Source organism: Sulfitobacter sp. 1A13353 (genome assembly GCF_043557255.1).
GTDB lineage: Bacteria > Pseudomonadota > Alphaproteobacteria > Rhodobacterales > Rhodobacteraceae > Sulfitobacter > Sulfitobacter faviae.
Genome location: NZ_JBIFFS010000007.1, coordinates 128,696 through 153,289, shown reverse-complemented (window position 1 = coordinate 153,289; position 24,594 = coordinate 128,696). Strand labels below are relative to the sequence as shown.

At 62.7% G+C, this 24,594-nt stretch carries 25 protein-coding genes; 15 read left to right on the top strand and 10 right to left on the bottom strand.

Going from position 1 to position 24,594, the window contains the following annotated elements; translation table 11 throughout:
- Window positions 1-47: 47 nt before the first annotated feature.
- The gene (locus ACGYLO_RS16955; RefSeq protein WP_271687394.1) at window positions 48-542 is read left to right on the top strand and encodes a hypothetical protein; all 495 of its coding nucleotides are present in this window, start codon (window positions 48-50) and stop codon (window positions 540-542) included.
- Window positions 543-585: 43 nt separating this feature from the next.
- Here the strand turns inward: ACGYLO_RS16955 and ACGYLO_RS16950 are convergent, their stop codons facing one another.
- The 5 genes from ACGYLO_RS16950 to dusB form a co-directional block, all read right to left on the bottom strand.
- Complete coding sequence (locus tag ACGYLO_RS16950; RefSeq protein ID WP_209218858.1) at window positions 586-1,998, bottom strand: sigma-54 dependent transcriptional regulator; 1,413 nt, start codon at window positions 1,996-1,998, stop codon at window positions 586-588.
- Complete coding sequence (locus ACGYLO_RS16945) at window positions 1,991-4,246, bottom strand: PAS domain-containing sensor histidine kinase (RefSeq protein ID WP_271687397.1); 2,256 nt, start codon at window positions 4,244-4,246, stop codon at window positions 1,991-1,993. The genes ACGYLO_RS16950 and ACGYLO_RS16945 overlap by 8 nt, the downstream gene beginning before the upstream one ends.
- A 95-nt stretch (window positions 4,247-4,341) precedes the next feature.
- Window positions 4,342-5,721 (bottom strand): response regulator, encoded by a 1,380-nt coding sequence (locus ACGYLO_RS16940; protein ID WP_067264060.1) that lies wholly within the window; start codon window positions 5,719-5,721, stop codon window positions 4,342-4,344.
- 1 nt (window position 5,722) lies between these two features.
- The gene (locus ACGYLO_RS16935) at window positions 5,723-6,808 is read right to left on the bottom strand and encodes a nitrogen regulation protein NR(II) (RefSeq protein WP_271687400.1); all 1,086 of its coding nucleotides are present in this window, start codon (window positions 6,806-6,808) and stop codon (window positions 5,723-5,725) included.
- A complete protein-coding gene (dusB, locus tag ACGYLO_RS16930) occupies window positions 6,805-7,797 on the bottom strand; it encodes a tRNA dihydrouridine synthase DusB (RefSeq protein WP_276154320.1) in 993 nt (330 codons plus the stop codon). The genes ACGYLO_RS16935 and dusB overlap by 4 nt, the downstream gene beginning before the upstream one ends.
- 184 nt (window positions 7,798-7,981) lie before the next feature.
- Here dusB and ACGYLO_RS16925 point away from each other — a divergent pair, with 184 nt between their 5' ends.
- The 3 genes from ACGYLO_RS16925 to ACGYLO_RS16915 are packed head-to-tail and all read left to right on the top strand — an operon-like array spanning window position 7,982 to window position 10,074.
- Entirely contained in the window at window positions 7,982-9,112 is a 1,131-nt protein-coding gene (locus tag ACGYLO_RS16925; RefSeq protein WP_271687401.1) for a bifunctional 2-C-methyl-D-erythritol 4-phosphate cytidylyltransferase/2-C-methyl-D-erythritol 2,4-cyclodiphosphate synthase, read from the top strand.
- Window positions 9,109-9,600: a phosphatidylglycerophosphatase A gene (locus ACGYLO_RS16920; protein WP_067264054.1), complete on the top strand. Its 492-nt coding sequence runs from the start codon at window positions 9,109-9,111 to the stop codon at window positions 9,598-9,600. Before ACGYLO_RS16925 ends, ACGYLO_RS16920 begins: the two co-directional genes overlap by 4 nt.
- Window positions 9,601-10,074, top strand: a complete 474-nt coding sequence (locus ACGYLO_RS16915) for a CinA family protein (RefSeq protein WP_271687403.1) — start codon at window positions 9,601-9,603, stop codon at window positions 10,072-10,074. It begins immediately after the preceding gene.
- Here the strand turns inward: ACGYLO_RS16915 and ACGYLO_RS16910 are convergent.
- Window positions 10,071-10,523, bottom strand: coding sequence for a type II toxin-antitoxin system RatA family toxin (locus ACGYLO_RS16910; RefSeq protein ID WP_168613460.1), 453 nt, complete (start codon window positions 10,521-10,523; stop codon window positions 10,071-10,073). The genes ACGYLO_RS16915 and ACGYLO_RS16910 overlap by 4 nt on opposite strands.
- A gap of 69 nt (window positions 10,524-10,592) precedes the next feature.
- Between ACGYLO_RS16910 and hpt the strand changes: the two genes are divergently transcribed.
- From hpt to ACGYLO_RS16890, 4 genes are all read left to right on the top strand, one after another.
- Window positions 10,593-11,129, top strand: coding sequence for a hypoxanthine phosphoribosyltransferase (gene hpt / locus ACGYLO_RS16905; RefSeq protein ID WP_067264049.1), 537 nt, complete (start codon window positions 10,593-10,595; stop codon window positions 11,127-11,129).
- A complete protein-coding gene (locus ACGYLO_RS16900; protein WP_271687404.1) occupies window positions 11,126-11,302 on the top strand; it encodes a hypothetical protein in 177 nt (58 codons plus the stop codon). The genes hpt and ACGYLO_RS16900 overlap by 4 nt, the downstream gene beginning before the upstream one ends.
- A 92-nt stretch (window positions 11,303-11,394) precedes the next feature.
- Window positions 11,395-11,874: a cytochrome c gene (locus ACGYLO_RS16895; protein ID WP_271687405.1), complete on the top strand. Its 480-nt coding sequence runs from the start codon at window positions 11,395-11,397 to the stop codon at window positions 11,872-11,874.
- A gap of 3 nt (window positions 11,875-11,877) precedes the next feature.
- A complete protein-coding gene (locus ACGYLO_RS16890) occupies window positions 11,878-12,765 on the top strand; it encodes a cytochrome c (protein WP_271687407.1) in 888 nt (295 codons plus the stop codon).
- 20 nt (window positions 12,766-12,785) lie between these two features.
- Here ACGYLO_RS16890 and lipA read toward each other — a convergent pair whose 3' ends face one another.
- Window positions 12,786-13,739 carry a lipoyl synthase gene (gene lipA, locus ACGYLO_RS16885; RefSeq protein WP_271687409.1) on the bottom strand — a complete coding sequence of 318 codons (954 nt, stop codon included), beginning with the start codon at window positions 13,737-13,739 and terminating at the stop codon, window positions 12,786-12,788.
- 242 nt (window positions 13,740-13,981) lie between these two features.
- Here lipA and ACGYLO_RS16880 point away from each other — a divergent pair, with 242 nt between their 5' ends.
- Window positions 13,982-14,530: a peroxiredoxin gene (locus ACGYLO_RS16880; protein WP_168612956.1), complete on the top strand. Its 549-nt coding sequence runs from the start codon at window positions 13,982-13,984 to the stop codon at window positions 14,528-14,530.
- 67 nt (window positions 14,531-14,597) lie between these two features.
- Here ACGYLO_RS16880 and ACGYLO_RS16875 read toward each other — a convergent pair whose 3' ends face one another.
- Window positions 14,598-15,515 carry a hydrogen peroxide-inducible genes activator gene (locus tag ACGYLO_RS16875; RefSeq protein ID WP_168612957.1) on the bottom strand — a complete coding sequence of 306 codons (918 nt, stop codon included), beginning with the start codon at window positions 15,513-15,515 and terminating at the stop codon, window positions 14,598-14,600.
- A 95-nt stretch (window positions 15,516-15,610) separates the two neighbouring features.
- Between ACGYLO_RS16875 and ACGYLO_RS16870 the strand changes: the two genes are divergently transcribed.
- A complete protein-coding gene (locus ACGYLO_RS16870) occupies window positions 15,611-17,107 on the top strand; it encodes a catalase (RefSeq protein ID WP_168612958.1) in 1,497 nt (498 codons plus the stop codon).
- 56 nt (window positions 17,108-17,163) lie between these two features.
- Here ACGYLO_RS16870 and ACGYLO_RS16865 read toward each other — a convergent pair whose 3' ends face one another.
- On the bottom strand, window positions 17,164-18,252 hold the full coding sequence (locus ACGYLO_RS16865; protein ID WP_271689978.1) for a DUF6456 domain-containing protein: 1,089 nt from the start codon (window positions 18,250-18,252) through the stop codon (window positions 17,164-17,166).
- Between the two features lie 279 nt (window positions 18,253-18,531).
- On the opposite strand from ACGYLO_RS16865, the gene ACGYLO_RS16860 reads away from it, so the two are divergent.
- On the top strand, window positions 18,532-18,828 hold the full coding sequence (locus tag ACGYLO_RS16860; protein ID WP_271687411.1) for a DUF6477 family protein: 297 nt from the start codon (window positions 18,532-18,534) through the stop codon (window positions 18,826-18,828).
- A 35-nt stretch (window positions 18,829-18,863) separates the two neighbouring features.
- Here the strand turns inward: ACGYLO_RS16860 and ACGYLO_RS16855 are convergent, their stop codons facing one another.
- Window positions 18,864-20,402, bottom strand: coding sequence for a trimethylamine methyltransferase family protein (locus tag ACGYLO_RS16855; RefSeq protein WP_271687412.1), 1,539 nt, complete (start codon window positions 20,400-20,402; stop codon window positions 18,864-18,866).
- Between the two features lie 199 nt (window positions 20,403-20,601).
- Between ACGYLO_RS16855 and guaA the strand changes: the two genes are divergently transcribed.
- The 4 genes from guaA to ACGYLO_RS16835 all read left to right on the top strand — a co-directional run bounded on the left by guaA (window position 20,602) and on the right by ACGYLO_RS16835 (window position 24,574).
- Window positions 20,602-22,164, top strand: coding sequence for a glutamine-hydrolyzing GMP synthase (gene guaA / locus ACGYLO_RS16850; protein WP_168612961.1), 1,563 nt, complete (start codon window positions 20,602-20,604; stop codon window positions 22,162-22,164).
- Between the two features lies 1 nt (window position 22,165).
- Entirely contained in the window at window positions 22,166-22,444 is a 279-nt protein-coding gene (locus ACGYLO_RS16845) for a putative quinol monooxygenase (RefSeq protein ID WP_271687413.1), read from the top strand.
- Entirely contained in the window at window positions 22,441-23,310 is an 870-nt protein-coding gene (locus ACGYLO_RS16840) for a DMT family transporter (RefSeq protein ID WP_271687414.1), read from the top strand. Before ACGYLO_RS16845 ends, ACGYLO_RS16840 begins: the two co-directional genes overlap by 4 nt.
- Window positions 23,311-23,431: 121 nt before the next feature.
- Complete coding sequence (locus tag ACGYLO_RS16835) at window positions 23,432-24,574, top strand: OmpP1/FadL family transporter (RefSeq protein WP_271687415.1); 1,143 nt, start codon at window positions 23,432-23,434, stop codon at window positions 24,572-24,574.
- Window positions 24,575-24,594: the final 20 nt, after the last annotated feature.

The following is a 24,594-nucleotide window of genomic DNA, read 5'->3' as shown; positions in this document are numbered from 1 at the left end:
GGGTCAAATCAATTGTCTTTGCCCCGCAACGGCGGCATGATGGGGCCATGAAACCGATATCTCCCCGCCCCTCCCGCTCCGCTTTCGCCCTGACCTTTGTCGGCTTGGCGGCGGCGGCCTGTGCGCCGCTCAACACCTATTACAAACCGGGCGCGAGTATCGCGCAGGTCAATCGCACCACCACCGCTTGCGAGGTTCAGGCCCTGCGCGACGTGCCGATCTCGACGCAAATCCGCCGCGAACCGCCACGCTATGTGCCCGCGCGGCGCCACTGCGATGCCGACAACAATTGCACCACACGGGGCGGTTTTTATGTACCGGGGGAATTGGTGACCTTTGACCCGAACGAAGACCTACGCAACCGGGTCGAGGCGCAATGTATGGCCGACAAAGGTTTCGCGCCCGTGTCGATCCCCGCCTGCCCACGCAATGTGGCCCGCGCCGCACCGACGCGCGCGACGACCACGCTGCCCGCGCTCAACCCCAAGTCCTGCGTGATCCGCAACAGCGATGGGTCGTTCCAGATCGTCACCCAAGGGTGACGCAAGCGCGCGCGGGGCAGCCCCCGCGCGCAACCGGCGGGGTTTAACCCGCCGCTTCGACTTCCTCGTCCACATGGGCCACGCGCACGCCCGCTTTGGCCGAGGTCACGACGCCGAGCGATTTCAGCTTGCGGTGTAGGGCGCTGCGCTCCATCCCCACGAAATTCGCGGTGCGGCTGATGTTGCCGCCGAAACGGTTTATCTGGGTCAGCAGATATTCCCGCTCAAACGCCTCGCGCGCTTCGCGCAGCGGCAGCGTCGCCAAGGCGCCTGAAAGCACCACGCGCCCCTCATCGCTGCCATTCTCTTCTTCGCCCGGCAGTTCCCGCGCTTCGATCGGGCCGGTGCCATCGCCAAGGATCAGCACCCGTTCGACAAGGTTCTTGAGCTGGCGCACGTTGCCCGGCCAAACCATCGTCTGCATCAGCGCCACGGCGTCTTCGGTCAGCGCGCGCTGCGGCAAACCTTGCGAGGCGTTGAATTCCGCGATGAAATGTTCGGCCAGCAGCGGGATATCCTCCCGGCGCTCTTCAAGCGAGGGCACGGCGATCGGCACGACGTTCAGACGGTGATAGAGTTCCTGCCGGAAGGTATCAGCCTTGATCGCCTGATCAAGGTCGCGGTTCGTCGAAGAGATCACCCGCAGATCGACCCGGACCTTATCCGTCCCGCCAACGCGGGTGAATTGTTGATCGACCAGCACCCGCAGGATCTTGGACTGGGTGCCAAGCGGCATGTCGGCGACCTCATCGAAATAGATCACCCCGCCGTGGGCCTGTTCCAGCAACCCCGGCTCGACTCCGCGGTCCGGCGTTTCGCGGCCAAAAAGCACCTCTTCCATCCGGTCGGGCGCCACCCCGGCGCAGTTGACGGTGACAAAGGGCGCCGAGGCGCGGGCGGAATGGGCGTGGATATAGCGCGCGGCCACTTCCTTGCCCGATCCGGCGGGGCCGGTCAGCATCACGCGGCCATTGGATTTGGTCACCTTATCAAGCTGGCCCAGCAGAGCACGATAGGGCGCGGAGGTGCCGATCATCTCGGAGGTTGCCACATCACGGCGCTTGAGGTTCTGGTTCTCCCGGCGCAGACGCGAGGTTTCCATCGCGCGGCGGATCACCACCAGCAACTGATCGATGTTGAACGGCTTTTCAATAAAATCGTAAGCGCCCTGTTTGATCGCTGCCACGGCAATCTCAATATTGCCATGGCCCGAGATGATCACCACCGGCACATCCGGGTTGTCGCGTTTAACGGTTTTGAGGATGTCGATCCCGTCCATGCGGCTGTCTTTCAACCAGATGTCGAGGATGATCAGGGCCGGTGCCTCGGTGTTGATCTCGGCCATCGTCTCATCCGAATTGCTGGCCAAGCGCGTGGCGAAACCTTCATCCTCAAGGATGTCCGAGATCAGCTCACGGATGTCGCGTTCGTCGTCTACAATCAGAATGTCACTCATCTGCCTTATCCCCTTGGTCTGTCGTTGCGTCGATGGCCAAGGGCAGCGAAATGACTGCCATGGCACCGTTATGGTCTTGCCCGTCGAATGCGGGCGCGGTTTCGAGCGTCAGGCTGCCGCCGTGTTCCTCGATAATCTTTTTGACGATGGGCAGGCCCAGACCGGTGCCCTCGCTGCGCGTGGTCACATAGGGCTCAAACAGCCGGGCGCGGTCTTCGGGCAAGCCAATGCCATTGTCGGCAATGGTCAGCCGCAAGAGCCGGTTCTCGGGCGTGAGCGTCACGCGGATCTGCGGTGCATGCCCTTCAGGCGCACCCTCTTTCTTCAGGCTTTCAATGGCTTCGCCTGCGTTCTTGATCAGATTGGTCAGCGCCTGCGAAATCATCGTGCCGTCGATATTGGCCATGATCGGCTCTGCGGGCAGGTCGAGTTTGATCGCCACGTCTTCCTGTCTGCTCTGCTGAAGCAGCACCGCGTCGCGCAGCAACTGCCGGATGTCCTGACGGCTGGTTTCCGGCTCCGGCATCCGCGCGAATTTCGAGAATTCATCCACGATGCGCCGCAGGTCGCCCGTCTGGCGGATGATCACGCCTGTCATCTGCTCCAGCGCGTCGTCATCCCCCTCGGCCATCTTGGGGCCGAACTTGCGGCGGATGCGCTCGGCACTCAACTGGATGGGCGTCAGCGGGTTCTTGATCTCATGCGCGATACGGCGGGCCACATCGCCCCATGCGGCCATGCGCTGCGCCGAGACCAGATCGGTCACATCGTCAAAGGCCACCACATAGCCCTCAAGATCGCCATCCTTGGACCGGCGGGTCGCCATGCGGACCAAGAGGTTCTCCATCGCCCCTTGGCGCGAGACCTTAACCTCGGCCTGCGCCACCTCATCCGAGGCGGCCTTTACCGTCTCGAACAGCGGGCCGAACTCCGGCACCGCAAGGGTCAGCGGCAGGCTTTGCTGATCTTCGGACCAATCCAGCAGCCGCATGGCCGAGCGGTTGACGAACGTCACGCGCCCCTCGGGGTCCAGCCCCACCACGCCCGAGGTCACCGAGCTTAGCACGGAATCGAACAGGCGGCGGCGGCGTTCGATCTGGTCAGTATTCTCTAACAGCGTCTCCCGCTGGCCCTTCAACTGCCGGGTCATCTGGTTGAAGTAGCGGCCCAGCATGGCGATCTCGTCATCGCCTTCTTCTTCGCGGACCTGCACGTTCAAATCGCCCGCGCCCACCTGCTGCGCGGCCCCCGTGAGCCGCCCAACCGGGCCGGAAAGCCGTTCGGCAAACCACAGGCCCAGCCAAACGGCGGCCAGAATGAGGATCACCGCAAAGCCTAGATAGACAAGGGCGAATTCGAACAGCAGCCGCCCGCGTTCGGATTCAAGCTGTTGGTAGAGGCGCACCGTCTCCTTGGTTTCATCCAGCAGGGCGAGAATTTCACCATCCACCGCACGGGAGACATAGAGAAAACGATCGACATAGGCGTCCATCGGCACCAGCGCGCGGAATTCATTGTTGGGCCAGTCCTCGATGACCAAAAGCCCCTCTTCGCTGGCGGTTTCCAGCTGCGCCTCGGTGGGGGCCTCGAAATCAAAGAGATAGGACCGATCCCCCCGTGCCCGGATCTGCGCGGTGCTGTCGATCAGAAAAGCTTCGCGCAGGCCCCGTTGGATTTGCCGCTGGCCCTCGCCCAAAAGCTCACTGTCGCTGAGGTTAATGCCCTGTGCCCGGGCGCTGTCGATGCTGCGGGCAAGGGTCTGCGCGTCCAAGATCAGCGCCTCGCGCTGCTCGGCCTCGTAAGCCTCTGCCGCTGCCAAAGACGAGCCGACCACGCCACTGACCCGGTCGGAAAACCAGCCTTCAAGCCCGACATTCACCGTAAGCCCCGCGAAAATCGCCACGGTAACCGTCGGGATCAGCGCCATCAGCGCAAAGACCCCCGTCAACCGCAGGTGCAACCGCGACCCCGCCGATTTGGCGCGCCGTGCCGAGATCAACCGCCCGACTTGGATCAGCACCAGCGCCGCCACCAGCAGCACATAGACGAGGTCGGACAAGAGAATGAGCCGCAGGTTGAGCGTATCCGCCCCCTGCCCCAGAGGCCCGAGTGCCAAATAGGTCGCCAGCGCCAAGACCGGCCCCAGCACCACCAGCCCGAAGGTGGACCAATTGCGCAGCCGCTTGACCCGCCTGAGACGCCCCAACCGCTCGAGCTTGAACCTGCGTGACCGGGTTGCCACCCGCATACCTCACCGATGTTGTGATGCATCGCTGCATCAACCGCCATATTATGTGATCCTGAACGGGGGAGTTCCCCGATGGCCACTGTTATGTGGCTCTTTTACATCATCTTGCGGCCCCGTGTCACCTCAATATCGAGGTCGGTGATCTTCTTGCGCAAAGTATTTCGGTTAATACCCAGCAAAGCGGCACATTTCGCCTGGTTCCCTGCCGTCGCGGCAAGGGCGATTTCGATCATCGGCAGTTCAACCTCACGCAGAATCCGCGCGTAGAGACCCGGCGGCGGCAGCATGGAGCCGTGCAGATCAAAGTAGCGTTGCAAATGCCGCTCGACCGAGGCGCCCAGCCGTTCGGTATCCGCCTCGGTCTGCATCGGTGCCGGACCGCTTTGCGCGCCCAGCAACTGCTCAGCCTCGCTCGCCGTGATCTCGGCCGCTTGACTGGCCAGCGCGAGTTGCCGCATCGCATGTTCCAACTGGCGCACATTGCCGGGCCATGGGAATTTCAACAGAATCTGCGCGGCCTTGTCCGACAGCTTGCGCGGCGAGGCAGGGCCGGGATTGGCGCGGGCCAAGAAGTGGTCGGCCAAAAGCGGGATATCCTCGACCCGATCCCGTAGGGCGGGCACTTCGAGGGTCGCCCCCGACAGACGGTAATAGAGATCGCGGCGCAGCTTGCCCTCTTGCATCGCGGCATCCAGATCGCTTTGGCTGGTGGCCATGAAACGCGGCGCGTCATCGCCCGGCGCGTCCATCATCCGCACCAGACGGGCTTGAATATCCTGCGGGAAATCCGCGATCTCGTCGATCATCAGGGTGCCGCCGCCGACCCGCGCCAGCACCCGCGAGGGGCCTTCGATATCCGCAAGATCGGCATCCGTCACGGTCACGAACGGCAGGCTGCGGCGATCAGAGAAGTCGTGAATAGCCCGCGCGATCAGTGACTTGCCCGAACCGCTCTCGCCCCAGATCAGCACCGGCAAGTCGGTGTTCATCACCCGCGCCACGGTGCGGTAGAGCGCTTGCATCACCGGGGTGCGGCCAATCATCGGCAGATCATCACGCTCTGCGTCGATCTCAGCACTGTCATCGGCGGCGGCTTTACGGCTCAGCGTGGTGCGCTGCTCCAAGGCGCGCGCCGTGCGTTTCATCAGGTCCGGCAGGTCGAAGGGTTTGGGCAGATAGTCAAAGGCTTCGGCCTCTGCCGCCTTGATCGCCGTCATGATCGTGTTCTGCGCCGAGATCACGATCACCGGCAGGCCGGGCCGGTCCTGCGCGATTTTCGGCAGCATTTCCAATCCGTTGCCATCGGGCATGACCACGTCAGAGATCACCGCATCGCCCTTGCCCTCGCTGACCCATCGCATCAGGGTGGTCAGGCTTGAAGTGGCGTGCACCTTGCAGCCCGCGCGGGTCAGCGCTTGGGTCAGAACGGTGCGGATCGTGCGGTCGTCATCGGCGACGAGGATGGTGCCATCCATGTCAATTCTCCTTAAGGGCAGCGGCGCCTGCGCGCGGCAGCGAAATGCGGAATGCGGTTCGACCCGGGGCGGAACTGACAGAAATCCAGCCTCCGTGGTCTGAAATGATTTTGCTCACCAAGGCGAGGCCCAGCCCAGTGCCATTCTCCCGGCCCGAGACGAAGGGATCGAAAACATCGGCGCGGATATGATCCGGCAGGCCGGGGCCATCGTCGATCACTTCGATCTGGAGGGGCAGCGGCTGGCCATCCCCATCGGCGCGGCGCAGTTGGAAGCCATGCTCATAGAAACTGCGCAGCCGGATGGTTCCCCCCGCCTCGCCCGCCGCCTCAGCCGCGTTGCGAATAAGGTTGAGCAAGACCTGCAAAAGCTGGTCCTTGTCGCCAAGCGCGGGCGGCAGCGAGGGGTCATAATCCTCGGTGATTTTCATGTGCGAGCCGAAGCCGAGCAGAGCCGACCGGCGCGCGCGGTCCAACACGTCATGCAGATTCACGGGCTTGCGCTCAGGCGCCGTCAAATTTCCGAATTGCTCGACCTGCTCCAGCAGTTTCACGATACGGCGGCTTTCGGCGACGATCAGATCGGTCAGTTCCAGATCATTCTTGGACAGGTTCATCGACAAAAGCTGCGCCGCGCCGGTGATCCCGGCCAGCGGGTTCTTGATCTCATGGGCCAGCATCTCGGCCATGCCGATGGCGGATTTGGCGGCGGATTTCACGCTGTGATCTTGGGTGATGCGCCCGGCCAATTCGCGCGGCGTGATCATCAAGACCATCTCACCTGCGCCGCCCACCAGCGGGGCGATCTGCAAGCCGCACTGCAAGGGCGCGCGCTGCATCGCGCCCACATCCACGTCATTGACGAAAAGCGGCGTGCCTTGCAGCCGCGCACGGGCGAATGCGGCCTCAAGCGGGTGATCCACTGCGATCAACTGCCAGATCGACTGCCCGATCGTGGCCCGGGCGGAGGCATTAAGGAAGCCTTCGGCTGAGGGGTTCAGATCGACGACCTGGTCATCGGCACCGACGATGAAAGCAGGCACCGGCAGAGAGGTCCAAACCTGCCGCTCCGGGGTCTCGCTTCTCATGCTGCGGCCCGGGGTTGGGCGGTGGCGGCGTCATATTGCATGGCCTCCGCGATGAGATCGAAAGTGGTTTTCACCTCGCGCGCCGTGAGCAGCGCGCGGCGCAGATCGGCAGGGGTGGCGCAGTGATCCATATACCAGCCCAGATGTTTGCGCGCGACCTTGGCACCCAGTTCGGCCCCGTAGAAACGCAGCATCTCGTCGTAATGTTCGGCCACCATCTCGGCCATCGCCTGCCCTTGCGGGATCATCGGCTTGGGCCGTCCGTGCAGATCATGGGCGATCTGCGCCAGCAGCCACGGCCGACCTTGCGCACCGCGGCCCACCATCACACCGTCCGCCCCCGACAGCCGCAGCGCCGTGCGCGCCGTGTCACTGTCGATGATGTCGCCATTGGCGATGACGGGAACATTCACGGCCTCTTTCACCGCCCGGATCGCGGCCCAATCGGCGCGGCCCTTGTAGAACTGACAGCGCGTGCGCCCGTGAATTGTGATCATCTGCACGCCCACCTCTTCGGCCCGTTTGGCGATCGGGGCGGCGTTGAGCATGTTGTCGTCCCAGCCCAGCCGGGTTTTCAGCGTCACCGGCACCTTGACCGCGCCGACCACCGCCTCGATCAGCCGCAGCGCGTGATCGGGGGTCTTCATCAGTGCCGAGCCGGAGGCGCCCTGCGTCACCTTCTTGGCCGGGCAGCCCATGTTAATGTCGATGATCCGCGCGCCCATCGCCTCAACCATGCGGGCGGCTTCGGCCATCGGTTCGGCCTCGCGCCCGGCAAGCTGAACGGAGGTGCCGACAACATCCAGCCCCAGCTCCGCTTTCTCACGCGTGCCGGGGCGGCGGCTGAGCAACTCTTGGCTGGCGACCATCTCGGACACGACCAATCCGGCCCCGAATCGTGCGACAAGGCTGCGATAGGGCAGATCGGTGATCCCGGCCATCGGGGCGAGGAATACCGGCGGGTCGAATGTCAGGGGGTCGGCGGTCACGTGCTTAATCCTTGTGCGGTCCCTTGCTGTGTAGCTCTGCCACGGGGTGACCTCAATAAAACTACCCTGAAAAGCAGCTATGCGCCAAGGCACTGCCCATTTTTTAGGCAGTCACCCCAGATTGCACCCCGCCGCCGCATTGCCTAGACAGGGCCATGTTCGCCAGCTTTTCCGGATTGCCCAAATGAGTATCGCAGCTCTGATCGTTGCCGCAGGTCGCGGCAGTCGCGCCGGCGGTCCGCAGCCGAAGCAATGGCAGGCGCTGGCGGGGGCGCGGGTGATCGACCACACGATCGCCGCCTTTCGCGCCCTGCCCCAGATCACTGAAATCGTGCTGGTGCTGAACGCGGACGACATGGATCAGGCGGCGGCATTTACGGCGGATGGCATCACCGTCACCACCGGCGGGGCGGACCGCGCGGCCTCGGTCCAACGCGGGCTTGCGGCGATCCAGCAGGCGACGAAGGTGCTGATCCATGACGCCGCGCGGCCCTGTGTTTCGGCTCAGATCATCTTAGGTGTGATCGACGCGCTTAACCAACATCAAGCCGCCGCGCCGGGGCTGCCCGTGAGTGACGCGCTTTGGCAGGGGCACGAAGGCCGCGTCACCGGCACCCAAGACCGAAGCGCCCTTTTCGCCGCGCAAACACCGCAGGGCTTTGACCTCGCCGCGATCCGTGCGGCGCATACTGCTTATAATGGCCAAGCGGCGGATGACGTTGAGGTCGCCCGCGCTGCTGGCCTGACCGTTGCCATCACCCAAGGCAGCGCTGATAACCTGAAAATCACCCGGCCCGAGGATTTCGCCCGCGCCGCCCGCATATTGGAGACCCGCATGGACATTCGCACCGGCAACGGATTTGACGTGCACGCTTTCGGCCCCGGAGATCACGTGACCCTCTGCGGCATCGACATCCCACATACCAACGGGCTGGTCGGCCATTCCGACGCCGATGTGGCGCTGCACACGGTAACCGACGCCATTTACGGCGCGCTTGCACGCGGCGACATCGGCCAGCATTTCCCGCCGAGTGATCCGCAGTGGAAAGGCGCGCGCAGCGATATCTTCCTGCGTCACGCCGCAGAACTGGCGCGCGACATGGGCTTCACCCTAACCCACGTCGATTGCACGCTCATTTGCGAGACGCCCAAGATCGGCCCGCATGTGCAGCCGATGCGCGCCGCGATGGCCGAGATGCTGGGGATTGAGATCGACCGCGTTTCGGTCAAAGCCACCACGAGCGAGCGCCTCGGCTTTACCGGGCGGGGCGAAGGCATCGCCTGTATGGCAACGGCAACATTGGTGAAATCATGACCGCAGCACATCTGATCGCGACGCTTCTGGGCGTTGGCCACATCCGCCCCGCGCCGGGCACTTGGGGGTCGCTCATCGCCCTGCCCTATGCTTGGCTATTGCATGTGTTGGGGGGCTTTCCGCTGCTGGTGATCGGGCTTCTGGTGGCCATTCCCTTGGGCTGGTGGGCCACCGGGCGCTACACCGCGGGCGGGCCGGATCATGACCCCGGAGAGGTGGTGGTCGATGAATTGGTTGGCCAGTGGATCGCGCTTTTGCCGCTCTCCTATGCCGCATGGTCAATGCAAATCCCGATCCTTGCCATGTGGCCCGGTTGGATCGCCGCCTTCGCGCTGTTCCGGCTGTTCGACATCACCAAACCGCTGATCATCGGCTGGGCCGACCGTCTGGGCGGGCCTTGGGGCGTGATGCTGGACGATATTTTTGCCGGGGTTTTCGCGGCGCTCGGCGTCATGGCGCTGGCCGCGCTTTATCACGGGGTGCTGTAAATGAGCCTTGCCACGCAACTGTTGGAAAAGGCCCGCGAAACCGGTGCGATGGTCGCCTGTGCGGAAAGCTGCACCGGCGGCATGCTCGCCGCCGCGCTGACCGATCTGCCGGGCTCCTCAGCGCTGCTGGACCGGGGTTTCGTCACCTACACCAATGCGGCGAAGATGGCGATGCTGGGCGTGTCGGAGGAGACGCTGGCGGATTGGGGTGCGGTGTCGGAACAGGTCGCCGCAGAAATGGCAGCAGGCGCACTGGCGCGGTCCGAAGCGCGGATCGCCGTCTCCGTCACCGGCATCGCAGGCCCGGGCGGATCAGAGCACAAGCCCGAGGGCCGCGTCTGTTTCGGCCTTGCCACGGCAGCCGGGGTTCAGACAGAAACGGTGGAATTCGGCGCGCAGGGCCGTGATGCCGTGCGCTTGGCCGCCCGCGACCATGCGCTCGGCCTTTTGCTGCGAGGCTTCGCGGCGCTTTAACCCTTGGGGCCGTAAAGCTCTTTCGCGCGGTTCTCAAAGGCGCGCACGATGCGTTGCATCGCCTCGTTGAAAACCACCCCGATCACCTTTTGCAGGATCGCGTTGCGAAATTCGAAATCGACAAAAAAATGCACCTGACAGCCTTCGAGATTATCCTCGAAATGCCAGTTTGACTTCATATACTTGAAGGGTCCGTCGAGGTATTCCGTATCGATCTTCTTGGCCTCGGGCCACAGCACGACGCGGCTTGTAAACCGCTCCCGAAAGACCTTGAACGAGATCACCAGATCGGCGTCCATCACCCGATGATCGCCGCGGTCCTCGTCGCTGCGGATGCGCGCGGCGGCGGTCCAAGGCAGGAATTCAGGGTAGCGGCCCACATCGGCGACAAGATCATACATCTGTTGCGCGCTATAGGGCAGTTGGCGGGTCTCTGAGTGCGTAGGCATTGCGTTCCGTAGCGTTGCGGGTTAACCCCCTATTTCACGTCTCAACCCCGCAGATTCAAGGGCAAAACCATGGCACACGGGCCTTATGTCATCGACGAAATGATTTCGGCCAAGGCCATCGCGGCGCGGATCGAAGATCTTTGCCGTGAGATTCACGGTGAATTCAACGGCACCGATAAATTGGTCGTGGTCGGCCTGCTGCGCGGCTCTTTCGTCTTCATTGCCGATCTGGTGCGCGAGTTGGACCTGCCGATCGAAGTCGATTTCCTCGAAGCCTCCAGCTATGGCGACGGCATGGAGAGCAGCCGAGAGGTGCGCATTCTTAAAGACTTGCGCGGTGCCATCGAAGGGCGCGACGTGTTGGTTGTCGAAGATATCGTCGACACTGGCCACACGCTGCATCATGTCACCAACCTGCTGCGCTCGCGTGAGCCTGCGCGGTTGAAATCCATCGCCCTGCTCGACAAACCCACCCGGCGTGAGGTCGACCTCAAGGCGGATTGGACCGGCTTTGAAATCCCCGATGAATTCGTTGTGGGCTATGGCATCGACTTTGCCCAACGCGACCGCAACCTCCCCTTCATCGGGAAAGTCCGCTTTACGTGATGGACCCGCGGTGGCTGCTGCGCATGTCCCAATGGGCGCGCAATCCACCTTCGGGCAAACGCGTGATCTTGGTCCTTGCGATCATCGCCGCCGCCCTTGCCGTGGGGCTTGTCGAATGGCTGGGCTATTGGCCTGACTGGGCCGCAGCAGAGCGTATCCCCCGCCGGTTCTGACCCCGCCCGCAGTCTTATCCCGCTGATCACATTTTTGTTTTTTGCGACCTGCCCTTGCCATGTTACGCTGCGGCAAGAAAAGGGAGATGACCATGCATTTGACCAAAAGCATTACCGCCATTGGTATCAGCGCCGCCTTGATTGCCACCGCAGGCTTCGCCGCCAGCCATAGTGAGAAAGCCGCCAGTGCGGCGGTGAACGCGCGCCATGCGCAGATGCAACTGATTGCCTATCATACCGGCATTCTGGGCGGCATGGCCAAGGGCGAGACGGAGTATAACGCCGAGATGGCCACCGCTGCCGCGACCAATCTGAACGCCGCCGCCGGTTTCGCGCCGGGCACCCTCTGGCTCAAAGGGACCGAGCAAGGCGCTGTCGAAGGTTCCCGCGCCAAGGCCGAAATCTGGAGCGATCCCGAAGGGTTCAACGAAGCGCTGATGGCGCTGGAAACCGCCAGCGCGGATATGATCGAGGCCGCGGGCACCGATCTGGATGCGCTGAGGGCGGGCATGGGCGCAATCGGCAAGGCTTGCGGCGCTTGCCATGACGATTACCGCGGCCCCAAGAACTGATCCTTGCGACGGGTCATTCCTATACTGCTGGGCTGTGCCGCTCTCGGCGCGGCCCTTGGCTGGGCGCTCACCCGGCCCGATCCGCTTGAGCCTTCCTATGGTGCCGGGCTGACACCGGACCCGGAGGCGGGTGCGCTGGTCTTTGCCGCCGGCGGCTGCGTTTCCTGCCACGCCGCACCCGAAAGTGAAGAGGATGAGAGGCTGGTGCTGGCCGGGGGGCTGCCCTTCGCCAGTGATTTCGGCACCTTCCACGCGCCCAATATCTCCCCCGACCCGGATCATGGCATCGGCGACTGGACCCTGCCAGAATTCGCCCGTGCCGTGACGCGGGGCGTCTCGCCCGAGGGGCAGCATTATTACCCTGCCTTTCCATACACGGCCTACCAACACCTCGCCCCGCAGGATGTGGTGGACCTCTTCGCCTATATGCAGACCCTGCCCGCCTCGGATACGCCGAGCCTGCCGCATGAGGTGGGATTCCCCTTCAATATCCGCCGCGGGCTTGGCGCATGGAAGGCGCTGTTTTCACATGATGATTTCGTGATGGCCGACGCGCCCGATGCTGAGGTCGAACGCGGGCGCTATCTGGTCGAAGGGCTTGCCCATTGCGGCGAATGCCACACCCCGCGCAATGCCTTGGGCGCGCTTGACCGGGGCGCTTGGCTGACCGGCGCGCCGAACCCTTCGGGCAAGGGGCGTATTCCCGGCATCACACCGGATCAGCTTGATTGGTCAAAGGCCGATCTCGTGGCCTATTTCACCTCCGGCTTCACACCGGAATATGACAGCGCGGGCGGTGAGATGGCCGAAGTGGTCAGCAACCTCGCGCAGCTCCCCGAAAGCGACCGCGAAGCGATTGCGGCCTACCTCAAAGCCCTGCCCGGCGGTTAACGCCGGGCGCGTCTTTTCGATCAGGCGATACCGAGTTTGCGGTTCCGCGCCTCGCGCAGACGCGCGAAATCGTCGCCCGCGTGATAGCTCGACCGGGTCAGCGGCGTGGCCGAGACCATGAGAAAGCCCTTACCGTACGCCGCCTTTTCGTAAGAGGTGAACTCTTCCGGGGTGACGAACCGGTCCAGCGCATGGTGCTTGGGTGTCGGCTGTAGATATTGACCGATGGTGAGGAAATCGATGTCGGCAGCGCGCATGTCTTCCATGACCTGAATGACCGCTTGGCGGTCTTCGCCCAAGCCCACCATGATGCCCGATTTGGTAAACATCGAGGGGTCCAACTCCTTGACCCGCTGAAGCAGGCGGAGGGAGTGGAAGTAACGCGCGCCGGGGCGTACCTCGGGGTAAAGGCCCGGCACGGTTTCAAGGTTGTGGTTGAACACATCCGGGCGCGCTTCGACAACCTTTTCAAGGGCTTCGGGCCCGCAGCGGATGAAATCCGGTGTCAGGATTTCGATTGTCGTGTCGGGGCTGCGGTGGCGCACGGCGCGGATCGTCTGGGCGAAATGCTCTGCCCCGCCGTCTTCGATATCGTCGCGGTCAACGCTCGTGATGACCACATGGTTCAGCCCCAGTTTGGCGACCGCATCGGCCACGCGGCCCGGCTCGAACACATCCAGCGCCTCGGGCGGCTTGCCGGTGGCGATGTTGCAGAAAGTACAGGCGCGGGTACAGACCTCGCCCATGATCATCATCGTGGCGTGGCCCTGAGACCAGCATTCACCGACATTGGGGCAGCCCGCCTCTTCGCAGACCGTGGTCAGCTTGTTGTCGCGCATGATCCGCGCGGTTTCGGCATAGCCTTTGCCGCCGGGCGCTTTGACCCTGATCCAACTCGGTTTTTTCGGCTGGGCGTTGTCGGGCTTGCGCGCCTTTTCGGGGTGGCGCTGTTCGGGTATCTTCAGATCGCGCATCGGGGGCCTCTGATCATTGTGTCGCGCCCTGTTTATCACAGTCCTTAACCCGATGGCCACCTACTGCATACGCCCCCGCGACAAGGCTGCCATGCACAGGCGGCATCGCCCTAGATCGTTGATTTAGAACGTTGAAATGTAAACGTAAAATTACAATGCAGTTGCAGCATTGCGAGAGTTGCTCAGGCTTCCTATATGAGCTACCAAGCCACAAAGATTCCAATCCGAGAAAGAGAGACGCGATGAAACCCGGTATCAATGTCCCCAACGTCACCTTCAAAACGCGCGTGCGCGACGATAGCATCGAAGGGTCCAACCCCTTCCGCTGGGAAGACAAAACCAGCGATGATTTCTTCAAAGGCAAGCGCGTTGTGCTCTTCTCCCTCCCCGGTGCCTTCACCCCGACCTGCAGCACCTACCAGCTGCCCGGGTTCGAAAACAATTTCACCGCTTTCCAAGAACATGGCATCGACGCGATCTATTGCCTGTCGGTCAACGACAGCTTTGTCATGAACAAGTGGAAAGAGATGCAGGGCGTCCAGAACATCGACGTGATCCCTGACGGTTCGGGCGAATTCACCCGCCGCATGGGCATGTTGGTCGCCAAAGACAACCTTGGCTTCGGCCCGCGCAGCTGGCGCTATGCGGCCATCATCAACGATGGTCAGATCGAAGCATGGTTCGAAGAGCCCGGCATCCGTGACAACCACGACGAAGACCCCTACGGCGTTTCCAGCCCCGAGACCCTGCTGGAATACCTCGAAAACCAAAAGCAAACCGAAGCGGCCTAAGCGCCCTTTGCATGACCGGATCGGGCTATCTGGCCCGGTCCTTTTGACCCGACAGGCCTCACCGCACCTAGTATCTCGCGCGCAATTCTCCGGTCAGCCCCTCCCCCACTTCCTTCAGCGTCTCGGCCAGTTGCGCCGCCCAACCGCTGCCCGGCGTGCCAGCCCGGCGGACCAGCCCGATTTGCCGCGCAGGTTCCGGCGCGCCGAAACGGTGCAGGCGCAGCCCCGGTGCGGCATCAAGCTCGGTCTTGGCGGCGATTTCGGGCATCAGGGTCATGCCAAACCCCGCCTCCACCAGCCGCGACAGCGTGGCGAGGGAGGACGCCCCGGTGTGAATGCCCGCCTGCGTGCGGTCGCGCTGGCAAACCTCCAGCGCCTGATCGGTGAGGCAGTGGCCGTCCTCCAGCAACATCAGCGGTGTGCGGGCCAGATCGGTCGGGCGGGCGACATCCGCCCCCGCCATCCGGTCGGCGGATCCCGCCAGCAGAAAGCGATCCTCGAAAAGCGGCACCTCGGCGAGACCCGTTTCGCCCGAGGGCACCGCCATCACCGCCGCATCCAGCGCCCCGGCGCGCAGATCGGCCAGCAATTGATCCGTCTGCGCCTCGCGCACCTCCACGCGAAGCGAGATATCCTGCGCCCGCAACGCGGCCAACACGCCGGGCAAAAGATAGGGCGCTACGGTCGGGATTAGTCCGAGATTCAACGTGCCCGCCAGCCCCACCTGCTCCCGCGCCGTGGCCTCCAACAGCTTGGCGCGGCGCAGGATATCCTCGGCACGGGTCAGCACCTCGCGGCCCAAGGGCGTCAGCACCGAAGCGCGGCTCTGCCGCTCGATCAGCCGCCCGCCAAGCGTTTCCTCCAAAGTCCGAATCTGCACCGACAGCGCAGGCTGGGAGATATTGCTCGCCTCCGCCGCCCGTCCGAAGTTGCCCAAGGTCGCCAGCGCCCGAAAGTATTCGAGTTGTTTCAGGGTAAAGTTCATAACTTTTAACTATCGAAATTTTATAAAACTGCAATTGGAAATTATGGGCAGAATGGATCATGTTCCTGTCAGACACCAACCGAGGGGAACCCAAGATGAGCAAGCGTCTCACCACCACCGCCGGCGCACCGATGCCGACAAACGACACCAGCAAGACCGCGGGCGCCCGTGGCCCGGTGCTGCTGGACGACTACCAACTGATCGAGAAGCTCGCCCATCAGAACCGCGAGCGTATCCCCGAGCGTGCCGTTCACGCCAAGGGCTGGGGCGCCGAGGGCACCTTCACCGTGACCCATGACATCAGCCAATATAGCTGTGCGGCGATCTTCTCCGAAGTGGGCAAGACCTGCGAAATCATCTCGCGCTGGTCCACCGTGGCGGGCGAGCTTGGCGCCGCCGACAGTGAGCGTGATGTGCGCGGCTTCTCGGTAAAATTCTACACCGAAGAGGGCAACTGGGACGTTGTGGGCAACAACACCCCGATCTTCTTTGTCCGCGATGCCTATAAATTCCCGGACTTCATCCGCACCCAGAAACGCCACCCGCGCACCAACCTGCGCTCGCCCGAGGCGATGTTCGACTTCTGGGCGGCGCAGCCCGAATGTGTGCACCAGGTCACCATCCTGATGTCCGACCGCGGCATCCCGGTGAACCCGATGCATATGCACGGCTACGGCAGCCACACCTATTCGATGTGGAACGCCAAGGGCGAGCGTCACTGGGTGAAGTTCCACTTCCGCTGCCAGCAGGAAATCCGCAACCGCACCAATGAGGATGCGGAAAAGCTGATCGGGTCCACCCGTGAGAACTTCCAAGAGGATCTCTTTAACGCGATCGAAGGCGGCGACTACCCGAAATGGGAGCTGAACATCCAAGTCATGCCCGAGGAAGAGGCCGAGACCTGCGGCTTCAACCCCTTTGACCTGACCAAGGTTTGGCCGCATGCGGATTACCCGCTGATCCCCGTCGGCATGTTGGAGTTCAACCGCAACCCTGACAACTACTTCCAGAGCATCGAGAACGCCGCCTATTCGCCGTCGAACAAAATCCCCGGCATCGGCTTCTCGCCCGATAAGATGTTGCAGGCGCGGGTGTTCTCCTATGCGGATGCGCACCGCTACCGTCTTGGCACGCATTACGAGGCCCTGCCCGTGAACGCGCCCAAGGCCGCGCCGATGCATCACTACCACAAGGACGGCGCGATGCGGTTCTTCCCGCAGCAGACCGGCCACCCGGACGCCTATTACGAGCCGAACCAATACGAAGGCTCGGCCCGTCCCGATCCATCGGTGCAAGAACCACCGCTGCGCATCTCGGGCGATGCGGACCGCTATGTGCAGGAAGAGGCGGATGCCGATTACGTCCAGCCGCGCAAGCTCTATACCGAAGTGTTCGATCAGGCGCAGCGTGACCGTCTGCACGAGAACATGGCCGGTGCCATGGCGCCCTGTTCGCAATCGGTGAAAGAACGCTGGTATGCGGTGCTCGAGAAAGTGCACCCCGACTATGCCGCCGGTGTGCGTGCCGCTTGCGAGAAAGACGAAGTCGCGATCTCGGTCACAGATGAGACGCCGACAAAGGTCGCAGACTAAAACAACGGGGGCGGCAGGGTTATCATCCTGCCGCCCCTTCTTTACCCGACCCGCATTTACCCGATCATCGGGCCACCCGGCCCCACGGTTTCATCGTAATGCCGTTTCAGCCGCATGAGTGCGATCCGAAGCACGATCTTGCCCGAACGCGCGGACCAGCCGAGCCGCTTCTCGGTGGTCTCCAACCCCTCCAGATAGCAGCAACAGCGCAGCACCACGTCCGACAGGCCGGGGCCGAGGTCGGCCATGGCATCGGCCACCCTCTTGCGCGCCTCCGCCGCGGCCATGGCGCCTGCCCCATCTCGCCCGCCGCTGGGTTTGGCGCCGAGGGTCAGGAAATGGTCCCAGTTCTGCGTAATCTCACCGCCCATCTGCGCCAGTTCGAAATCTTCGCGCAGCCTTTCGCCCGCATGGACCAGCCCCTCGTTCAAGAAGGGCGCGCCGGATTTGTCGCGCCGCCGGGCGAGGGTCGAAAGCGGGCTTTCGGACAGGCAATAGCGGCCACGGCGCGGGGCCGTATCCGCATCTGCGCCCAAGTCTGCGGCGGGCGCGTCGGGCCCGCCCAGAAACGCGGTCTGATCTTCGGCAAAGCCGTCTGCGGCTGCACCCTGCTCTTCAAGCATGCGCCGCAGCGCCGCGCGCCCCGCGCTGGTGATATGATAGCGTGTCACCCGGCCTGTGCTGCCCGGCGCGATCCAATCTTTCAGCGCCATCGCCTGCGCCACGGCGCTGTCGACCACGGCGGTGCGTGCGCCCGGGCCGGTGTCCGTCTCGCGCAGGACGACGGCCTTTTCCATCCCTTCGGCCACGGCAAGGATCGCGCCTGCCTCATGCAGGCGCCGCAGGACGCGCAGCGCCTCGGCGGCGAAAGTGTCTTCGTCAAGAAGGGGGGCGGCGGGTTTCATCATTGTCGCTGTCTTTCCTGCTGGGGGGCCAGCAGTACAATCCAAGGCGCGCCGCACCGCCCCGAGCCTGCGCAGGGCGGCATCCACCAGCGGATCGTCGCGCCGTGTCTCGATACGGCGGATTTGGCGCATGATGGTCGAGGCATGACAGCCAGCTTGGCGTGCCAAGGCCCGGATCGGGGCGCCGGTCTCCGTATGTGCGAGGTAATGCAGGGCTCCGTGCGGCACCCATCCCGGCAGGACGGACTGTTGAATTTGGTGATGCGCCTTCAATTGACTGCCACTTCCATTTTGGCGGGTCCCCAAGCTGGGTGAGTTATCCCCAGAGTTATTCACAACCTATGGATGTTTTGGTTACCCGTTCGTTAAAATTGTCGCATTTGGCAATGATTGTTTCCAAAAGGTAAACGCCATCGAAAGGCGCCGTTCGCCGGGAACCCGCAACACGCAACACCCGGAAAGGTTGTGCAACACTTCACCGATCCGGGGTGATTCACCCCTCAGAAATCGGAGAGTGTGATGCAAGATCTACTGACCATGTTGCAAAAACTTCACCGCCCGCGGCTCTTGATGCGGGCCGCCCGCATCGGGGCCGAGGACTACCGCCGCGGCACCCATTTGCCACGGATACTGGGCTTTGGCATATTGCCACGCCACGGCACCGCGCTGATCAAACTGATCGAGATCGAGGCCGCGTTGGACACCCAGCGCAAGACGGCGGATGCAAGCTATAGTCTGATCCGCCATGTAGATGTTCTTATTGCCATGGTTGGCGAGGCACGGTTCCTGAAGGCCGCGATGATGCCCAGCGCCTGAATTGCGATGCGGGGGATCGCCCCCGCCGCAAAGCCTTAGCTAAAACTATCGGGTTCCGCCGCCTTACGGGTCGCGACAAAGGCATCGAGCGCTTCGCGAATGGCTGGATCCAGCGCGGGCTGCTGATAGTCGGCCAGCATCTTTTCGACCCGCGCGGTGGCAAGGCTCTGCGTGTCGCGCGCGCCCTCGTCCGACCAAGTCTCGAAGGGTTTGTAGTCCAACAGATCCGACTTCCAAAAGGCATCTCGGAAATTGCTCTGCGTATGGGCGCAGCCGAGGTAATGCCCCCCCGGCCCCACTTCGCGGATCGCGTCCATGGCCTGTGCGTTTGCGTCGATCTCCACCCCACGGGCAAGGTGATGCAACGTGCCCAGTTGATCCGCATCCATGACGAACTTCTCGAAAGAGGAAACAAGGCCCCCTTCCAGCCAGCCACAGGCGTGCAGCATGAAGTTCACCCCTGAGAGCAATCCCATGTTCAAGCTGTTCGATGTCTCATAGGCCGCCTGCGCATCGGGCAGTTTCGAGCCGGTGAAAGACCCGGCGCTGCGGTACGGAAGGTTGAGCCTGCGGGCCAGTTGCCCAGCGCCATAGGTGATATGCGCAGCCTCGGGCGTGCCGAACGTGGGCGCGCCGCTGTTCATGTCGATGGAGGTGACGAAAGCCCCCATGATCACCGGCGCCCCGGGGCGGACCAGTTGGCTATAGGCGATGCCCGCCAGCGTCTCGGCCAAGACCTGTGTCAGCGTGCCTGCTACACTCACCGGCGCCATGGCCCCCCCGACGATAAAGGGCGAAATGATACAGGCCTGATTGTTCTCGGCATAGACCTTGAGCGCGCCCATCATCACATCGTCGAACGTCATCGGCGAGTTGATGTTGATGAGCGAGGTCATCACCGTGTTTTCCTGCACGAAGTCCTTACCGAACAGGATACCGCACATGTCGACGGAATCCTGCGCCCGGCTGGGTTCGGTCACCGATCCCATGAAGGGTTTGTCGCTCAGCGTCATATGGGCATGCAGCATATCAAGGTGACGTTTGTTCACCGGGATATCTGTCGGCTCGCATACCGTCCCCCCCGAGTGGTGCAGCCATTTGGACATATAGCCCAGCTTCACGAACTTCTCGAAATCCGCCATCGTGGCATAGCGCCGCCCCCCTGCGGCATCGCGCACAAAGGGCGGGCCATAGACGGGGGCGAGCACAAGGTTCCTCCCCCCGATCACCACATCCCGATCTCGGTTGCGGGCCACTTGGGTGATCGTCGAAGGCGCGGTGGAACAGAGCTTGCGTGCCAGCCCCCGTGGGATACGCACCCGCTCCCCCTGAACATCGGCCCCGGCCTCACGCCAGAGCGCCAATGCCTCGGGGTTGTCGGGAAAGTTCACGCCGATCTCTTCCAGCACCGCATCGGCGTTCTGCTCGATGATCTCCAGCGCCTCTTCAGTCAGCACTTCGAAGTTCGGGATATTCCGTTCGATATAGCGCGCTGTCTCGAAAGAGACGGCTGTGCGTGACGCGCGTCTTGCTGCACCACCACCGCCGCGTACCCGTCGTGCTGATTCCGCCATTGCTCTATCCTTCCCGCAAGTCTTGGCCCGTCACTACCCCATTCCCGGCAGGCGCTTCGCGCGGATAACGCCCCCTAGCGGCAAAAAGCGACATCGCGTGCCGTCCCCGCGCCACTTGCGCGAATTAAACGCGGGCGGCACCGGTCTTCGGCCTGCTAGAGACTTGCCAGAGCGCGCGCACGGGCCTAATCACAGCCCCATGACAGATATCACCCATGACCGCCTTCTCATCATCGACTTCGGCAGCCAGGTCACGCAGCTTATCGCGCGTCGCCTGCGGGAGCTGAATGTCTTTTGCGAAATCCACCCGTTCAACACGGTGGACGAAGCCTTCCTCAAGGAATTCGCGCCTAAGGCGGTGATCCTGTCGGGTGGCCCGTCCTCGGTGTTTGCCGAAGGCGCGCCGCGTCCGCCGCAGGCCGTTTTCGAACTGGGCGTGCCGATCCTTGGCATCTGCTATGGCCAGCAAGTCATGATGCACTGCCTTGGCGGCCATGTGGAGCGCGGCCATGGCACCGCTGAATTCGGTCGGGCCTTTGTCACCCCCACGGGCCAACAGCTTGATCTGCTCGAAGGCTGGTTCGCCACCGACCGCGAACAGGTCTGGATGAGCCATGGTGACCACGTCAGCAAGATCGCCCCGGGGTTCGAGGTCTATGGCACCTCCCCCAACGCGCCTTTCGCCATTACCGCCGATGTTGAGCGTCACTTCTACGCGGTGCAGTTCCACCCCGAGGTGCATCACACCCCCAACGGTCCGCGCCTGTACGAGAACTTCGTGCGTCTGGCGGGCTTCAAGGGCGACTGGACCATGAGCGCCTACCGTGAAGAAGCCATTGCCGCGATCCGCGAGCAGGTCGGCGACCAAAAGGTGATCTGCGGCCTTTCAGGTGGCGTCGACAGTTCCGTTGCCGCGGTGCTGATCCATGAGGCCATCGGCGACCAGCTCACCTGCGTCTTCGTCGACCACGGTCTGCTGCGTAAAGGTGAGGCCGAAGAGGTCGTCACCATGTTCCGCGACCACTACAACATGCCGCTGATCCACGCCGACGAGCAGGAGCTGTTCTTGGGCGAGCTGGAAGGCGTCAGCGACCCCGAGACCAAGCGCAAGATTATCGGCAAGCTCTTCATCGACGTGTTCCAGAAACATGCCAAGGAAGTGGGCGATGCGACCTTCCTTGCCCAAGGCACGCTCTACCCCGACGTGATCGAAAGCGTCTCCTTCTCCGGCGGTCCCTCGGTCACCATCAAGAGCCACCACAATGTCGGCGGCCTGCCCGAGAAGATGGGCCTGAAACTGGTCGAACCGCTGCGTGAACTCTTCAAAGACGAGGTGCGCGAACTGGGCCGCGAGTTGGGCCTGCCGCCCTCCTTCATCGGTCGCCACCCCTTCCCCGGGCCGGGTCTTGCGATCCGCTGCCCCGGTGAGATCACCCGCGAGAAACTCGACATCCTGCGCGAAGCCGATGCGGTCTATATCGACCAGATCCGCCGCCATGGGCTTTATGACGATATCTGGCAGGCCTTCGTGGCGATCCTGCCGGTGCGCACCGTGGGCGTGATGGGCGATGGCCGGACCTATGACTTCGCCTGCGCCCTGCGTGCGGTGACCTCGGTCGATGGGATGACGGCGGATTACTACCCCTTCTCGCATGATTTCCTTGGTGAAACCGCCACACGGATCATCAATGAGGTGCCGGGCATCAACCGCGTGACCTATGACATCACCTCGAAACCTCCGGGCACCATCGAGTGGGAATAAAATGCGGGTGGCCCTGACCGGCCACCTACGCTGCGCCACCCGGGCCGAGGCGGATCGGGTGCGCGCAGGGCTCGACGCGCATCTGCGTCTCACCCGGGCCGAGCCGGGCTGCCTGCGCTTCGACGTGACCCCGACCGACGATCCCCTTGTCTGGCAGGTATCGGAGCTCTTTACCGACCGGGCGGCCTTTGAGGCGCATCAGGCCCGTGCCGCAGCATCGGACTGGGCGCGGCTCACCGCCGGGATCGCCCGCGACTATCAGATCACAGAAACCACATGAGCCCCACCTTTCGCGCTGCACTCTGGATGATCGGCTCCATCGGGTCATTCTCAACCATGGCCGTGGCGGGGCGCGAACTCTCGGCGCGGTTCGATACTTTCGAGGTGATGCTTTACCGCAGCGTGATCGGCGTAATCATCGTGCTGTCGCTTGCCGGTGCCACGGGCGCGTGGCGGCAGATCAACACCCGCAACTTCGGCCTGCAACTGCTGCGCAACCTTGCGCATTTCACCGGGCAGAACCTGTGGTTCCTGGCCGTGTCGCTGATCCCGCTGGCACAGGTCTTCGCGTTGGAGTTCACGTCGCCGCTATGGGTCATCGTCCTGTCAATCTTCCTGCTGGGCGAACGGCTGACCGCGACACGGGCGCTGGCCGCCATCATGGGGTTCATCGGCATCCTGATCGTGGCGCGGCCCGATATCGGCAACCTCAACACCGGCATTCTGGCGGCGGCGGGCTGTGCCGTCTTCTTTGCCCTGACCAATGTGCTGACCAAACGGCTAACGCGAACCCAAGGGATCACCACGATCCTCTTCTATCTCACCACGTTGCAACTGCTGTTCGGCTTGATCGCGGCGGGCTACGATGGCGATATCGCCAGCCCCACGGCTGAGACGATGCCCTTCCTGTTGCTGGTCGGCGCCTGCGGCCTGCTTGCGCATTACTGCCTGACCAACGCACTCAGCCTCGCCCCCGCGACCGTGGTGGTGCCGATTGATTTCGTGCGCCTTCCGGCCATCGCGGTTGTGGGCATGCTTCTCTATGCCGAAGCGCTGGATATCTGGGTCTTCGTCGGGGCCGCGATCATCTTTGCTGGTAACTACCTCAACATCTGGTTTGAGACCCGCAAAGCACACCCAAGGTAATGTTTGCGCAGATTTCAACCTGACCCAAGGTCAGTGATTGACGCAAACGGCAGCAATCCGCTTAGATCGTTTCTAACCTGTGCCGGGGAGGAACCGCACAGAAGTCTTGGGAGGAAAGCAAATGAAAACCTATTTCTTGGCAATTCCGGCACTGTTGGCATCTACGGCAATCGTTCAAGCTGGCGGCATCGATCGGTCGGGCCAATCCATCAATGCCCTGTTTGAAAGCGGGCGCTATGCGGAGTTCAGCTTTGGTGCAATTTCGCCCGATACAAGCGGCACATCTACAGCGGCAGTGCCACCGCCGTTCGGTGCTGGTGCCAATTCTGGTGACATGACGTCGAGCTACCTCCAGTTCGGCGCGGCCTATAAGGCCGACATCAACGAACGTTTGTCCTATGCCATCATCTATGACCAGCCCTTTGGCGCGGATGTCGATTACCCCGCTGGTACGGGCTATTATGCTCAGGGCTCGCAGGCCGATCTTGACAGCCACGCGCTGACCGGGCTGCTGCGCTACCGGATGAACGACAACTTTAGCGTTCATGGTGGCGTTCGCGTCCAGAGCATTGAGGCTACTGCGACCGTTCCATTCGTCACAGACACCAGAGGTCCGTTTGCTGGAGCGCCGTATCGTGTTGACGGTGACCGCGATATCGGGGTCGGCTATGCCGTGGGCTTCGCTTACGAAAAGCCCGAAATCGCGATGCGGGTCTCGCTGACCTACAATTCCAAGATCAAGCACGACGTGGATACGACCGAGAACTCTGTACTCGGCGGCCCTAATCAATCGACCACAGAGATCGAGACGCCGCAGTCGGTGAACCTTGAATTCCAGACCGGCATCGCGGAGGACACACTGCTCTTTGGCGGAGTTCGCTGGGTCGACTGGTCAGACTTCGACATTTCGCCCGCGAACTATGGCACGCTGACCCGCGGTGGCTCGCTCGTCAGCTACGATGACGACGTTTTCACCTACTCGCTCGGCGTCGGCCGCCGTCTGAACGACAACTGGTCGGTCTCGGCCTCCGTCGGCTATGAGAAGTCCAACGGCGGGTTCGCCTCCAACCTCGGGCCGACCGATGGCAACAAAAGCCTCGCTCTGGCTGCCGTCTATACTCGCGACAACATGAAGATCACCACCGGCGTGCGCTACGTCAACATCGGTGATGCAGAGACAACTTTGAACGGTGTGAATGCATCGGGCGAGTTCGAAGACAACGATGCTCTGGCCTTTGGTGTGAAAGTAGGCTTCACCTTCTGATCCACACCAGAACTGTTGAG